Origin of the sequence: Pseudomonas sp. 8209, from assembly GCF_028682105.1 — a bacterium.
In the GTDB taxonomy this organism is placed as follows: Bacteria; Pseudomonadota; Gammaproteobacteria; order Pseudomonadales; family Pseudomonadaceae; genus Aquipseudomonas; species Aquipseudomonas palmensis.
On record NZ_JANIAH010000001.1, the window covers coordinates 637280 to 650524 of the forward strand.

11 protein-coding genes are annotated in these 13245 nt (G+C 69.5%); 4 read left to right on the forward strand and 7 right to left on the reverse strand.

Going from position 1 to position 13245, the window contains the following annotated elements:
- Positions 1 to 84 precede the first annotated feature (84 nt).
- The 3 genes from NP552_RS02850 to NP552_RS02860 all read left to right on the forward strand — a co-directional run bounded on the left by NP552_RS02850 (position 85) and on the right by NP552_RS02860 (position 3499).
- Positions 85 to 543: a GNAT family N-acetyltransferase gene (locus NP552_RS02850; RefSeq protein ID WP_054915360.1), complete on the forward strand. Its 459-nt coding sequence runs from the start codon at positions 85 to 87 to the stop codon at positions 541 to 543.
- Between the two features lie 85 nt (positions 544 to 628).
- The gene (pdxR, locus tag NP552_RS02855) at positions 629 to 2152 is read left to right on the forward strand and encodes a MocR-like pyridoxine biosynthesis transcription factor PdxR (protein ID WP_043860488.1); all 1524 of its coding nucleotides are present in this window, start codon (positions 629 to 631) and stop codon (positions 2150 to 2152) included.
- Between the two features lie 60 nt (positions 2153 to 2212).
- Positions 2213 to 3499, forward strand: a complete 1287-nt coding sequence (locus tag NP552_RS02860) for a benzoate/H(+) symporter BenE family transporter (RefSeq protein ID WP_274096399.1) — start codon at positions 2213 to 2215, stop codon at positions 3497 to 3499.
- Here NP552_RS02860 and NP552_RS02865 read toward each other — a convergent pair.
- Genes NP552_RS02865 through NP552_RS02895 form a run of 7 tightly spaced genes read right to left on the reverse strand, consistent with a single transcriptional unit; the run spans position 3393 to position 11686 of the window.
- A complete protein-coding gene (locus NP552_RS02865; protein WP_274096400.1) occupies positions 3393 to 5228 on the reverse strand; it encodes a dipeptide ABC transporter ATP-binding protein in 1836 nt (611 codons plus the stop codon). The genes NP552_RS02860 and NP552_RS02865 overlap by 107 nt on opposite strands.
- Positions 5225 to 6043: an ABC transporter permease gene (locus NP552_RS02870; protein ID WP_043860485.1), complete on the reverse strand. Its 819-nt coding sequence runs from the start codon at positions 6041 to 6043 to the stop codon at positions 5225 to 5227. The genes NP552_RS02865 and NP552_RS02870 overlap by 4 nt, the downstream gene beginning before the upstream one ends.
- A gap of 12 nt (positions 6044 to 6055) precedes the next feature.
- Positions 6056 to 7117, reverse strand: coding sequence for an ABC transporter permease (locus tag NP552_RS02875; RefSeq protein WP_043860484.1), 1062 nt, complete (start codon positions 7115 to 7117; stop codon positions 6056 to 6058).
- Positions 7110 to 8684: an ABC transporter substrate-binding protein gene (locus NP552_RS02880; RefSeq protein ID WP_274096401.1), complete on the reverse strand. Its 1575-nt coding sequence runs from the start codon at positions 8682 to 8684 to the stop codon at positions 7110 to 7112. Before NP552_RS02880 ends, NP552_RS02875 begins: the two co-directional genes overlap by 8 nt.
- Before the next feature lie 10 nt (positions 8685 to 8694).
- Positions 8695 to 9870, reverse strand: a complete 1176-nt coding sequence (locus tag NP552_RS02885) for an LLM class flavin-dependent oxidoreductase (protein ID WP_274096402.1) — start codon at positions 9868 to 9870, stop codon at positions 8695 to 8697.
- Positions 9871 to 9880: 10 nt separating this feature from the next.
- Positions 9881 to 10615, reverse strand: coding sequence for a class II aldolase/adducin family protein (locus NP552_RS02890; protein WP_043860481.1), 735 nt, complete (start codon positions 10613 to 10615; stop codon positions 9881 to 9883).
- A gap of 15 nt (positions 10616 to 10630) precedes the next feature.
- Positions 10631 to 11686, reverse strand: coding sequence for an ABC transporter substrate-binding protein (locus NP552_RS02895; RefSeq protein ID WP_054915367.1), 1056 nt, complete (start codon positions 11684 to 11686; stop codon positions 10631 to 10633).
- Between the two features lie 290 nt (positions 11687 to 11976).
- Between NP552_RS02895 and NP552_RS02900 the strand changes: the two genes are divergently transcribed.
- Entirely contained in the window at positions 11977 to 13194 is a 1218-nt protein-coding gene (locus NP552_RS02900) for an acyl-CoA dehydrogenase family protein (protein WP_274096403.1), read from the forward strand.
- Positions 13195 to 13245 lie beyond the last annotated feature (51 nt).

A 13245-nucleotide genomic window follows, 5' to 3' on the forward strand; every position in this document is an offset into this window, starting at 1 on the left:
TGGTCGGTTGATGCCCGCGCCCTGCCCCTATGCTTGGGCAGGTCGCGAGGCATGCAGCCTTGCCATCAACGAGGACCATCAGCGATGACCAGCAGTACCGCATCACTCGCCATCCGCCCCATCCAGCCCACCGACTTCGAGGCCTGGCTGCCGCTCTGGCTGGCCTATCAGGACTTCTACCAGGTCGACCTGGGCGAAGCCGTCAACGCCACCACCTTCAAGCGCTTTCTGGACCCCGACGAGCCCGTGTTCGCCGCAGTGGCCGAGTACGACGGCGAGCTGGTCGGCATGGTCACCTGGGTCATCCACCGCTCCACCTGGTCGACCACCCACTACTGCTACCTCGAAGACCTCTACGTCGCCCCGCAGATGCGCGGCCAGGGTACCGGCGAGCACCTGATCGCCTGGGTCAAGGCCGCCGCCGACCAGCAGCAGTGCACACGCCTGTACTGGCACACCCACCAGACCAACCATCGCGCCCAGCAGCTGTACAACCGTGTGGCCGTCAACCCCGGCACGATCCTCTACCAGATCGCGCTGTAACCTTCCCCCGTTCAAGGGCAGGCATGGACAGCCGGGCCCTGGCAGGTCAGCATGCCGGCCTGCCCTTCTTCACTGCACAGACGTCATGGCCCACAGTTTTCAACTCGACACCCTGAAGATCCGCCTGGCCGCCGCCGAGCTGGCCCCGCTGGAGCTGCGCGTGCGGGTACAGCGCGCCCTGCGCGAACTCATTCTTGCCGGCGAACTGCCGCCGGGTTGCCGCCTGCCCGCCACCCGCACCCTGGCCAGTTCCCTGGGACTGTCTCGCGACACCGTGGAGATGGCCTATGTGCAACTGCAGCTGGAGGGCTGCATCTGCCGCCGCCCAGGCTCGGGCAGCTATGTGGCCGAGCACCTGGGGCCGCGTCTGCTGGGTGCACGCCCCCCGCGCACCGGCGCGCCGCAGCACGCGCCTGCCACCGTCGGCCTCAGCGCCCGTGGCGCGGCGATCCTGGCCAGCGGCGGGGTCAGCGACCAGCAGCAGGTCAAGGCCTTCGCCACCGGCCTGCCCGAGACGCGCAACTTCCCCCTCGACACCTGGGACCGCCTGCAACGCCAGGCCCAGAAGGACTACCGCGCCCAGGTGCTGCTGCATGGCGACCCGCTGGGTGCCGCGCCGCTGCGCCAGGCCATCGCCCGCTACCTGAACCTGGAACGCGGCGCCAGGGTGCACGCCGACCAGGTGCTGGTGCTGAGCAGCGCGCGCCAGGCGCTGTACCTGTGCGCGCAGGTGCTGGCCGACCCCGGCGGGCCGATCCTGCTCGAAGACCCGGGTTACTTTGGCGCGCGCAAGGCCTTCGAGATGGCCCAACTGCAGGTGGTGCCCGTGGCCGTGGATGAGCACGGCCTGCGCACCGACCTGCTGCGTGCCGACCGCAGCGGCGCCAACACCGTCTACGTCACCCCGTCGCACCAGTACCCCACCGGCGTCACCCTGGCCCTGGAGCGCCGCCTGGACCTGATTGCCTGGGCCGCCGAGCGCAACGGCTGGATCATCGAGGACGACTACGACAGCCAGTTCCACTACGACGGCCTGCCCACCGCCTGCGTGCAGGGCCTGGACAACGCGCAGCGCACGATCTACCTGGGCACCTTCGCCAAGTCGCTGTACCCCGGCCTGCGCATGGGTTTCATGGTGCTGCCGCCGGCCCTGGTCGCGCCCATGAGCCACGCGCGCAGCATGCTCGACGGGCACACCCCGCAGCTGGCCCAGTTGACCCTGGCGCGGTTTATCGAAGACGGCCATTTCGCCGCGCACATTCGCGCCATGCGCACGCTGTATGCCGTGCGCCGCGAGGCCATGGCCCAGGCCCTGCACCAGCACCTGGGCGGCATCGCCAGCGCGCAGCTGCCACCGGGCGGCCTGCAGATGCTGTGCCGCCTGGAGCATGGCTGGAGCGAGGCCGAGACGATCCGCCAGGCCGCGCGGGCGGGCATCCACCTGCCCGGCCTCAGCCGCCTGTACGCCACGCCGCCGGCACAGGGCGGCTGGCTGCTGGGCTTCGCAGCGCTCACCCCGCACCAGATCGGCAGTGCCGTGGCACGCCTGGCCAAGGCCCTGCGCCCCGGCGTGCGCAGCGGTCTGGCGCAGGCCAGCGAGGTGGACTGATCGGGCCACCCCTGGCGCGGATACGCTCGGCACCCCAGCCCATCCCGCAAGGACCTGCCCATGAACCGAACCGCTTCGCGCCTGCACCCGCGTGACCTCGTCTCACCCACCCTGGCCGCCCTGATCAGCGTCATGGTCAACTATGGCGGCACCTTCGTGCTGGTGTTCCAGGCCGCGCAACTGGGCAACCTGACCGCCGCGCAAACCGCCTCGTGGGTGTGGTCGGTGAGCATCGGCGTGGGCCTGACCGGGGCCTGGCTGAGCTGGCGCTACCGCGCGCCGATCATCACCGCCTGGTCCACCCCGGGCGTGGCGTTCCTGGCCACGGTCATGCCGTTCACACCCTATGGCGAGGTGATCGGCGCTTACGTGCTGTGCGCCATCGGCTTCATCCTGCTGGGGCTGTCGGGGGTGTTCGAGCGGCTGGTGCGCTGGATACCGGCCGGCATCGCCGCCGGGCTGCTGGCAGGCATCCTGCTGCAGTTCGGGGTCAACGCCTTCGGCGGGGCCAGCGCCGACCCGCTGCTGGTGATCGTGCTGGTGCTCACCTACGCCGTGCTGCGCCGCTTCACCTCGCGCTTTGCCGTGGTCGGGGTGCTGGTGGCGGGCCTGGCCATGCTGCTGGCCCAGCAGCGCCTGGACCTGCACGGCGTGCACCTGAGCATGGCGCTGCCGGTGTTCGAAACCCCGCAGCTCAGCCTTGGCGCGCTGTTCGGCGTGGCGCTGCCGCTGTTCGTCATCACCCTCACCGGGCAGTACATGCCGGGCATGCTGCTGCTGCGCAACGACGGCTACACCACCAGCGCCAACCCGATCATCACGGTCACCGGGCTGGGGTCGCTGCTGATGGCGCCGTTTGGCGCCCATGCGTTCAACGTGGCCGCCATCACCGCAGCCATCTGCACCGGCAAGGACGCGCACCCCGACCCGGCCAGACGCTACCTCGCCGGCATCGCCTGCGGGGTGTTCTACGTCACCGTGGGGGTTTTCGGCGTGACCCTGGCCAGCCTGTTCATGGTGCTGCCGCGCACCTTCGTCACCACCCTCGCCGGGCTGGCCCTGCTGGGCGCCATCGGTGGCAGCCTGGCCAGCGCGATGGGCGATGCGCGTACCCGCGAGACCGCGCTGATCACCTTTCTGGCCACCGCCGCCAATGTCACCCTGCTGGGTATCGGCGGCGCGTTCTGGGGGTTGCTGACCGGCCTGCTGGTGCATGCGCTGATGCACGCCGGCCGCCCGCTCAGCCCAGCCGTGGCGAGTGCGCCAGCAGCCCCTGGGTGTACGCAGCCTGGGGGTGGTCCAGTACATCCTGCGCCGGCCCCTGCTCGACAATCCGCCCTTCCCTGACCACCACCACGCGGTCGGCGATGGCGCGCACCACGCCCAGGTCGTGGGTGACGAACAGCAGGGTCATGCCCTCGCCCTGCAACTGCTTGAGCAGCGCCAGGATCGCCGCCTGCACCGACACGTCCAGGGCCGAGGTCACCTCGTCGCAGATCAGCACCGAAGGCTCGCACACCAGCGCGCGGGCAATCGCCACGCGCTGGCGCTCGCCACCCGACAGATGATGCGGGTACTTGTGCGCCGCATCCGGGGGCAGCGCGACCCGTGCCAGCGCCGCGTCGATACGCGCCCGGCAGGCCGCGCCCTTGAGGCCGAAGAAGTGCTCCAGGGGCGCTTGCAGGCACTGCGCCACGGTCTGGCGCGGGTTCAGGGCGCGGTACGGGTTCTGGAAGATGTACTGGATACGGTGGCGCGTGACCGCAGGCCGCTGGCGCGCCAGCAGGCTCAGCGGCTGCCCGTCGAAGGTCAGCTCGGCCTGGGCGGTATCGCCCAGCCCCGCCAGGGTGCGCGCCAGGCTGGTCTTGCCCGAGCCCGACTCGCCCACCACCGCCAGGCATTCGCCCTTGTACAGGTCCAGCGACAGGTCGAACAGCACCTGGCGGTCGTAGCTCAGGTTGAGGTCGCGCAGGCTCAGCAGCGGCGTGTCAGCGCAGCTGAGCACCGTTGCCGGCACCACCGCCGGCGCGGCCACGGCGGTCAGTTGCGGGTGCAGGCAGGCGACCTGCTGCGCGCTGTCCAGCGCATTCAGCGAAGGCTCCAGCGGGGTGCAGGCAGCGCTGCGGCGCGCGCACCGCGGGGCGAAGGCGCAGCCTTGCGGGCGCTGGCCGGGCGCCGGGGCATGGCCGGCAATCGCCTGCAACGGGCGCTGGCGGGCCACGTCCGGAATCGCCGCCAGCAGGCCCAGGGTGTACGGGTGCGCGGGCCGCGCGAACAGGCGTTCGCGCTGCGCCACCTCGACGATGCGCCCGGCGTACATCACCATCACGCGGTCGACCAGGTCCTTGATCACGGCCAGGTCGTGGGACACGTACACCGCCGCCACCCCCTGCTCCTTGCACAGCCTGCGCAGGGTTTGCAGGATGTGCGCCTGGGTGCCGACGTCGAGGGCGGTGGTGGGTTCGTCGAGCACGATCAGGCGCGGGCGCAGCACGAAGGCCAGGGCCAGCATCACCCGTTGCTGCTGGCCGCCGGACAGTTGATGGGGGAAGCGCCTGAGAAACTCGCGATCGCCGGGCAGGCCGACGTCCACCAGGGTCTGCTGCAGGCGGTCGGCCTGGGCCGCGCGGGCAAGCAGGGGCTCGTGGGCCAGCAGGGTTTCGCGCAGCAGGTTGCCGATGCGCAGCGCCGGGTTGAGGGCCATGGCCGGGTCTTGCGCAACATAGCCGATCAGCCCGCCGCGGGCACGGCGCAGGGCATCGCCCTTGAGCTCGAGCAGCGAGGCGCCGGCAATGTCGATGCGCCCGCCGGCAATCTGCGCACCGCGCCGGGCATGGGCCAGCAGCGCGGTGGCCAGGGTGGTCTTGCCCGAGCCGGACTCGCCGACAAGGCCGAGGATTTCACCGGGGGCCAGGCTGAAGTGGATGTGGTCGATGATATCGGCGCCGCTGACGAGTTCGACCCGCAGGTTCTCGACCCGCAACGCTTCGCCGGCAACGCCGGCTCCTACAGACGGTGCAAAACCTGTAGGCGCCGGCGTTGCCGGCGAAGAGGCCATCAAGGCATGCGCATTCATTTGCGTTCTCCCGCACTGTGCCGGGCAATGCCCTCGGCCAGAATATTGGTGCCGTAGGCGAACACCCCGATCAGCAGCGCCGGTGCCAGCACCGCCCACGGCTGCACCAGCAGCCCGGCCTGGTTCTCGTTGATCATCAGCCCCCAGTCCGCCGCCGGCGGCGCCACGCCGTAACCCAGAAAGCTCAGGCCCGACAACATGCCCACGCCCCAGGTCAGCATGTTGCCAAAGTGCACCAGCAGCGGCGTGAGCACGTTGGGCAGGATCTCGCGAAGCAGAATCCGCGTGCGCGAAAAGCCCATCATCTGCGCCGCCTCCACGAACTCCTGGCTGGCCACCGCCACCGCACTGCCGCGCGCCAGGCGGATCACGCCGGGGGTAAAGGCAATCGCCACGGTCATCACGATCAGCCACGGCGCGCGGCCCAGCATCGACACGATCAGCAGCACCAGGATCAGGTCCGGAAACGCCAGCCACACATCTGCCAGCCAGGTGATGGCCTGGTCCAGGCGCTGGCGCGACAACCCGGCCAGCAGCCCCAGCGCCGTGCCCAGCACCAGCGCAATGGCAGCGGCCGCCAGCGACATCCACAGGATCGACACACCGCCACCGAGCAACCGCGACACCACGTCGTGGCCCAGAAAATCATGCCCCAACGGCGCCTCGCCGCTGGGCGGCCCGTACACCCCGCCAACCATGTCGGTAGGCGCATGCGGCGCCAGCCACGGGCCCAGCAGCGCCAGCAGCACGATGGCCAGGGTCACCAGCCCACCCCGACGAATTTGCGGCTCACGCCAGACACTTGCACTGAACATGCTCTCTTCCTCTCAAGGGGCCTTGGCTGCCGGGCGTCGCCACCAACTCTGGATGCCGCGACGGTTGCGCTGGATCAGCGTGGCCCGCCGCGCGGTGCGCAGCCTGGGGGTCAGCAGCACGGTGAGCAGGTCGGCCAGCAGGTTGATCGCCACCACGCCCAGGGTGATCACCAGCACCACGCCCTGGATCAGCGGCAGGTCGCGCATCTGGATCGCGGTGTTGAGCTGGGTGCCGATGCCGGGGTAGCTGAAGATCACCTCGGCCAGCAGCGCGCCGCCGATCAGGGTGCGCAAGGTCAGGGCCACGCCCTGCACTGCCGGCACCAGCGCGTTGGGCAAGGTGTGGCGCCACACGATGCGCCATTCGGGCACCCCGCGCAGGCGCGCCGCACTCACGTAGTCGGATTCCAGCGCCTCGATCATCGAGGCGCGTACCAGCCGCGCCAGGTACGGCAGCGACGACAGGCTCAGGGCCAGGATCGGCAGCAGCAGAAACTCCAGCTGCTGCCACAGGTGCTTGTCCGGGTCGAGGATCGACACCGCCGGCAGCAGGCTGAACTGCGGCATGGAAAACAGCAGCACCAGCCCGATGGCCAGCAGAAAACCCGGGGTGGCCTTGAGAAAGATCAGCGCCGACAGCGCCCAGCGGTCCAGGCGGCTGTCACGCCGCAGCGCCAGGCTCACGCCGATGCTCAACGCCAGCGGCACCACCACCAGCAGCACGCCGCCCAGCAGCGCCAGGGTATTGCCAAAGCGCGCGAGAATGATGCCGGCCACCGGTTGGTTCGAATCCAGCGAGATGCCCAGGTCGCCGTGCAGCACCTGCCCCAGCCAGCTCAGGTACTGCAGCAGGATCGGCCGGTTCAGGCCCAGTTGCTCGCGCAGGGTCTGGATGCTCTCCAGCGGCGCGTCGGGGCCCAGGATCACCCGCGCCGGGTCCGAGGGCAGCGCCTGGGTGGCGATGAACACCACCAGGCTGATGACCCAGGCGGTGAGCAGGCCGTAGCCCAGGCGCCCGATGAACCAGGGCAGCCAGGCCGGCAGTCGATGAGAGGTTGCGCACGGTTCAGGCATGGTTCAACCACAGGCTGTCAAAGCGCCAGGAGGCGAAGGTGGTCTGTTCGCCGTGCAGGCCGCCGACCTTGTTCGAGGCGGCGTCCAGCACGTCGGTGAAGCCCCAGATCAGCAGGCCGCCGCGCTGGTGCTGAATGGCCTGCGCCTCGTGCACCAGCTGCTTGCGCTGCGCCAGATCCGGCTGGCCGAGGGCCTGGGTGAACAGCGCACTGAAGCGCTCGTCACGGAAGTTGCTGCGGTTGTAGATCGCCAGCGGTGCATCGTTGTGCAGGCCGGTGGCCAGAAAGCCGCGGGCCGGTGTCGAGCCGGGCGACATCAGCCACTGCTCCTTCTGCGGGCCGTTGAATACCGAGGCGTCCACCGGCGTGACCTTGACCTGGACCCCGGCCTTCTTCGCCTGCTGGGCGAACACCAGGGCAGCGTTGATTTCGTTGGCGGTGGTGGTCAGCTCTATGCGCAGGTCGGTCTGCCCGGCCTGGCGCAGCAGCGAACGGGCCTGGTCCAGATCGAAGGGGCGCTGGGCGATGGCATGGTTGTAGGTGGGGTCGGTTGGCGAATACAGGTCGTTGGCGATGCGCCCGAAACCGTTGAGGCCACGGCCCACCAGCTCCTGGCGGTCGGCCAGCAGGCGGAAGGCCTGGCGCACCCGCTCGTCCTGGAACGGCGCCTTGGCGGTGTTGAGGTTGAAGCCACTGAACGAGGTGGTGGGCGACACCACCAGTTGCAGGCGCGGGTCGGCCTTGAGCAAGGCACTGTGCTCGGCCTGCACGCCGCTGGCGATGTCGATCTGCCCGGCACGCAGGGCGGCCACGCGCGATACCTGGTCCTTGAATTCGATGATCTCCAGCTCGTCGGCATATGGCTGGTTGGGCTTGTAGTAGTTTTCGAAACGGCTGAACAGCGCACGCTGGCCCGGCACGAAACGTTTGAGCCGGTACGGGCCGGCGCCCACCGGGTTGCTGACCGGGTCGTAGTCGGTGGGCACGATGCCGCCGAAGGCAATCAGGGTCTCGTCCAGCGGGAAGAAGCTGCGGCCCTGCTTGAAGCGGATCTCGATGGTGCGCTCGTCGAGCTTGCGCAGCGCCTGGCGGTCGATGGCGCCCACCAGCCCGGCAAATGGCGAGGCAAGTTTCGGGTCGGTCAGGCGCAGGATCGAGAACAGCATGTCGTCGGCGCCGATGCTCTTGCCGTGGTGGAACTCCAGCCCCGGCTTGATGCGAATGGTCCAGGCGCTGGCATCGGCATTGGGCTCGGCAAATTCGGCCAGGCCCAGGCGCGTGCTGACGTCGTCGTTCCATTCCCAGAACTTGCTGTACAGCGCCCAGCCGCGAATGATCCCGCCACCGGAAGGCTTGTGTGCATCCAGGTTGCCGGCCTGGTCGCCGTCGATGATGCCGACGCGCAGGCGCCCGCCGTGCACCGGGGTGCCCGGGCGTGCGCTGGCCGCCGCGCTGCTGGCAGGCCCGCCGGCATCGCAGCCGCCCAGCAGGCTGGAGGCCAGCAGCAGGCCGCCGCCGACGGCCAGGCTGTTGCCGAGGAAGATCCGGCGCGAGAATTCATGAGGCATGGGCAGCTCCTTAGGCCGGCTCGGCAGCGGTGCGCGCACCCAGGCGCGGGATCTCGAACCCGTGGTCCAGTTCCAGCAGCGGGAACAGCAGGTCGGCCACCCGGTGCGCTTCATCGATCAGCGGAAAGCCCGAGAGAATGAACGCCGAGGTGCCCTGCTGCTGGTACTCGCGAATGCGCTCGGCCACCTGCTCGGCACTGCCCACCAGGTAGGTGCCGGACGACGGGCCGAGGATGTCGAAGCCGAACAGGCTGGGGCCGGTCCACACGTTGGGGTAGATCTCAAGCTCGCGCGCAGTGGGCAGGCGCCCGTCGCGGATGCTCTGCACGTTGCGCTGCACCTGCGGGTTGTCGCTGTGGAAGGTGTCCAGGGTCTGGCCCGGCGGCAGGCGGCGCTCGATGGCGGCGCGGGCGGTGGCCAGGGAGGTCTGTTGCAGCAGCTTCTCGGCATGCGCCCAGGCTTGGGCCTCGGTCTCGCGCACGATGACCTGCAGGCGCGTGCCGTAGGTCAGTTCGCGGCCGAACTTCGCCGCCTCGGCGGCCACGCGGCGGAACTTGTCGCCCAGCCGGGGCGGGGTGTCGGCAAAGCTCAGGTACACGTCCAGCAGTTGCACCGAATGCGCCACGCCCACGTCCGAGGTGCCGGCGCCCCACAGGGGTACCGCCAGGCGCTGCGGCGGGTGCCAGCCGCCCAGCGGATGGCGCGCCGCCGCAGCCGGGCGTGGCGCGAGCTTCACGTACTGGCCGTCGAAACCGGCGGTGTCGCCGGCATAGATGCGCTGGAAGGCGCGCCAGTATTCCAGGCTGAACTGGTAGCGCTCATCGTGCGGGTAATGCACACCCAGGGTGGCCAGGCCCGCGTCGCTGCCATTGACCACGTTGAACAGCAGGCGGCCGTTGGAGAACTCGTCGAAGGTCAGCGCCCACTTGGCCAGCACCGCCGGCGACAGCTCGCCCGGGTGCTGCGCCACCAGAAAGCGCAGGCGCTCGGTGGCATCGATCAGTGCCGCCGACACCGCCAGGCTCTCGTTGGGGCTTGAACCCAGCAGGGCGCCGTAGAACCCCAGGCGGTCACTGGCCACCGCCAGTTGCCTGAGGTGGGCGAAATCGGTTTTCCAGCGCCCCTGGGGCTCCCACGGGTAGGGGCCGTCGGGGCTGGTGAGGTACCACAGGATCTTGATGGCCATGGCAGGTTCCTCAGGCGCGTGGGCGGTCGATGGCCGGGACCAGGCCCAGCGCGTGGGCGCGGTCGATCAGCTTGCTCATGTTCCATTGCTGGGTGAGCACGCCGGGGCCGTAGGGGCGCGAGCCGCCGATGGACTCGGCCAGCAGTTGCAGTTGCGCGCCCTCCTCCAGCAGCAGGATGAATTCGGCAGTGGCGCGCAGGCCCTGGCGCCCCCACACGGTCGCACCGCCGTTGGCTTCGAGAATCGCCGGGGTGTAGGGGTTCTCGGCCAGGCGCTCGAGAATGAAGTCGACCTCGTCCTGGCGCCGGTCGATGTACACCGGCAGCTCGCGGGCCAGCTGGTAGCGCTGCACCGGCACGTAGTGGAACGGCAGGCTGCGCTGGGTCTGCGCCCAGGCGCCCAGGTACGGGGTGTGCACGTGGGACACCGTGGTGATGCCGGCGTCTTCGCGAAAAAGCCGGGTGTAGCGGCCCAGCCCGCCCTTGCCCTGGCCATGCACCAGGTTGCCGGCAAAGTCGCTGACCGTGGCCTGCAGCGGCTTGCGGTAGTCCCACGGGCCTGGGTAGTTGACCGACACCAGCAGCTCGCGGCCCGGTACGCGCTCGATGAAGCCCACGGTGCCGGCGGCGGTGATGGTGTTGGTTTCGCGGAACACGGTGAAGGCCTGTTCGGCCTCGTGCAGCACCTGCTCGATGAAGGCCTTGAGGTCGGCGTCGATCAGGTGCTCGGTGGTCAGTACGGTCATGGCGGACTCCTTGGGTCAGGCGCGGGCGCGCCGGGCCAGCAGTTGATGGGCAGCTTGCAGTGGACGCGGGTCGACCCAGTCGGCGAGGTTGAAATCGGCTTCGAGAAAGCCATGCAGGTTGAGGAAGGTCTTCTGGATGTCCAGGTAGCCCAGGCGCTGGGCCGAGAGGTCCGGGGCCAGGGTGGTGTGGAAGTCGCCACGGTAGGCTTCGTCCACGCCCTGGGCGCCGGCGCGGGTCTCGTCCTGCAGGATGCGCAGTAGTGCCTCGCGGTTGTGGCTGGCCCAGTCGGCGGCGCGCAGGGTCTGCGCGAGGAAGCGCACCACCAGCTCGAAGTGGTTGTCCAGCAGGCTCTGGTGCACGGTGATCGGCCGTGGCGTGCCGTTGTTGATGCGGTAACGCGGGTCGCTGATCTGGTCCAGGTCGATGCCCACCACCAGGCCCAGGCGGCGCGCTGCATCGGCAGCGGCGGCGCCCTTGACGTACACCGCGTCGACCTCGCCACGGGCCAGGTAGTCCAGCCCCGACCACAGGCGCTGCAGGCCCTGCTCGGGGGTGGGGGCGTCGTCCTGGTTGTGCAGCGCCACTTCCACCAGTTCGACATCGTCGAAGCTCAGGCCGGCCAGGCTCAGCGCGCCCTTGTAGCCATGCAGGCTCATGGCGCGGGCGATGCTGCCCGGGCGGTTGTCGCCCCAGGCCGGCAGCGCCAGGCGCTTGCCCTTGAGGTCCCGGGCGCTGCGGATGCCGGAGTCGGGGCGTACCAGGACGGTCTGCCATTCCTCGATCCAGGTCAGGCCGATCAGGCGGCTGGGCGAACCGGCGGCGCGGGCGGCCAAGGCCGGCACGTTGCCGCCCTCGCGAAACAGCCCGGGCAACTGGTGATCGTAGTGGTGATGGCCGAGCTGGCGGGCCTCCTGCAGGGTCTCCACCGGCAGGCCGTCGGCGGCGAATTCCTCGCCCAGCCAGCCCAGGGTGTAGGCGATGCCGGAGGCGGTCGGCACCGGGCAGCGGGTGAACCAGATCTGTTCGAGGGCCGGTGCGGCAGGCAACGGCAAGGTAGCGGCGATTGACATGGGCATGTTCCATCAAGCGAAGGTAGCCATGCCATTGCAGCGCCCGTGCCAACTCACCAACTCATTGTTTTTGTTGGTTTTTTAGAGACCTTCTGAACACCGGCTGCTGGCCTGGCAGCAGTGTTGCAGCTGCCCTGCTGCTGCCAGAGCAACAATCGGCGCCCCGCTGCTGCCCCAGCAGCACCCCGCCGCCCGTACCTGGCCGCAGTCCTTGTGGCACAAGGCTTTGCGGCGTGTGGCACAGAACCTGCTCAAGGGTCTGAAACCTGTTCATTCAAGGAAGCCCCCGCATGAGTACCCCGCCCCGCCGCCTGGAAAGCGCCGCCCAGGCCATCTCCGCCGCCCATGAAATCGCCGGCCAGATCGCCGAGCTGGCCCGCGACCGGCACAACAACCGCCAGTTGCCGCGTCGCCAGGCCCAGCTGCTGTCCGACAGCGGCCTGACCGCCATCGGCGTGCCCGCGCAGTTCGGCGGGCTGGGCGCTTCGGTACAGACCATCGTCGAGACCGTGCGCATCGTGTCCGCCGCCGATGGCGGTGTCGGGCAACTGCTGCAGATTCACAACGTGATGCTGCGCGGTGTGCTCAGCGGCTACCCGGATGAAGTGCGCGAGCGCCTGATCGCCGACCTGCTCGCCGGCAAGCGCCTGGGCAACGCCCTGGCCGAGGTCGGCGGCAAGAACAAGTTCGCCCTCAAGACCCGCATCGAGCGCCGCGAAGACGGCAAGCTGGTGCTCAACGGCAGCAAGTTCTACTCCACCGGCTCGTACCTGGCCGAATGGATCTCACTGACCGCCGCCAGCGACGACGGCGGCGCCGGGGTGCTGCTGCACCGCGACACGCCGGGCCTGACCCTGCTCGACGACTGGGACGCCTTCGGCCAGAACAACTCGGTGAGCGGCACGGTGCAGTTCGACAACATCGAGCTGGACGAGCGCTATGTGCTGCGCCGCCAGGGCCCGATGAAGCGCACCGGGCTGACCTTCCCGCAGATACTGCACGCGGCCATCGACACCGGCATCGCCGCCGGCGCCCTGCAGGCCGGCATCGACTACCTCAACCAGCACGCGCGCCCGTGGGTGGAGAGCGAGGTGGAGCGCGCCAGCGAAGAGCCGCACATCATCCGCCAGGTCGGTGAATACGCCGTGGCCCTGCGCGCCGCCGAATCGCTGCTGCGCGATGCCGCACGGACCTTCGATGCGCACGAGTTGGCCCCCGACGACAAGGCCCTGCAGGACGAGCTGATTCTCTCGGTAGCCACCGCGCGGGCGCACTCGGATGCCGCCTCGCTGAAGATCTCCAGCGACATCTTCTCGCTGCTGGGGGCCAGCGCCTCGCTGAGCAAATGGAACCTGGACCGCTTCTGGCGCAATGCGCGGGTGCACACCACCCACGACCCGATCCGCTGGCGCCTGCACCACGTGGGCAACTACTACCTCAACGGCATCGACCCGGGCGAATACACCGCCATTCTCGCCGCCAGGCAGAGCGCGGGCGCCAGCCGCTGAACACCGGGCGCGGGGCCTGCCCTGCGCCTGCTTTCCCCTTTGCCTCGAGTT

What these genes read in the sequence shown, in the direction of transcription:
- NP552_RS02900 (WP_274096403.1), top strand. Translation starts at nt 11,977, where the DNA reads ATGAGTACCCCGCCCCGCCGCCTGGAAAGCGCCGCCCAGGCCATCTCC.
- NP552_RS02860 (WP_274096399.1), top strand. Translation starts at nt 2,213, where the DNA reads ATGAACCGAACCGCTTCGCGCCTGCACCCGCGTGACCTCGTCTCACCC.
- NP552_RS02890 (WP_043860481.1), bottom strand. Translation starts at nt 10,615, where the DNA reads ATGACCGTACTGACCACCGAGCACCTGATCGACGCCGACCTCAAGGCC.
- pdxR (WP_043860488.1), top strand. Translation starts at nt 629, where the DNA reads ATGGCCCACAGTTTTCAACTCGACACCCTGAAGATCCGCCTGGCCGCC.
- NP552_RS02870 (WP_043860485.1), bottom strand. Translation starts at nt 6,043, where the DNA reads ATGTTCAGTGCAAGTGTCTGGCGTGAGCCGCAAATTCGTCGGGGTGGG.
- NP552_RS02875 (WP_043860484.1), bottom strand. Translation starts at nt 7,117, where the DNA reads ATGCCTGAACCGTGCGCAACCTCTCATCGACTGCCGGCCTGGCTGCCC.
- NP552_RS02880 (WP_274096401.1), bottom strand. Translation starts at nt 8,684, where the DNA reads ATGCCTCATGAATTCTCGCGCCGGATCTTCCTCGGCAACAGCCTGGCC.
- NP552_RS02895 (WP_054915367.1), bottom strand. Translation starts at nt 11,686, where the DNA reads ATGTCAATCGCCGCTACCTTGCCGTTGCCTGCCGCACCGGCCCTCGAA.
- NP552_RS02850 (WP_054915360.1), top strand. Translation starts at nt 85, where the DNA reads ATGACCAGCAGTACCGCATCACTCGCCATCCGCCCCATCCAGCCCACC.
- NP552_RS02885 (WP_274096402.1), bottom strand. Translation starts at nt 9,870, where the DNA reads ATGGCCATCAAGATCCTGTGGTACCTCACCAGCCCCGACGGCCCCTAC.
- NP552_RS02865 (WP_274096400.1), bottom strand. Translation starts at nt 5,228, where the DNA reads ATGAATGCGCATGCCTTGATGGCCTCTTCGCCGGCAACGCCGGCGCCT.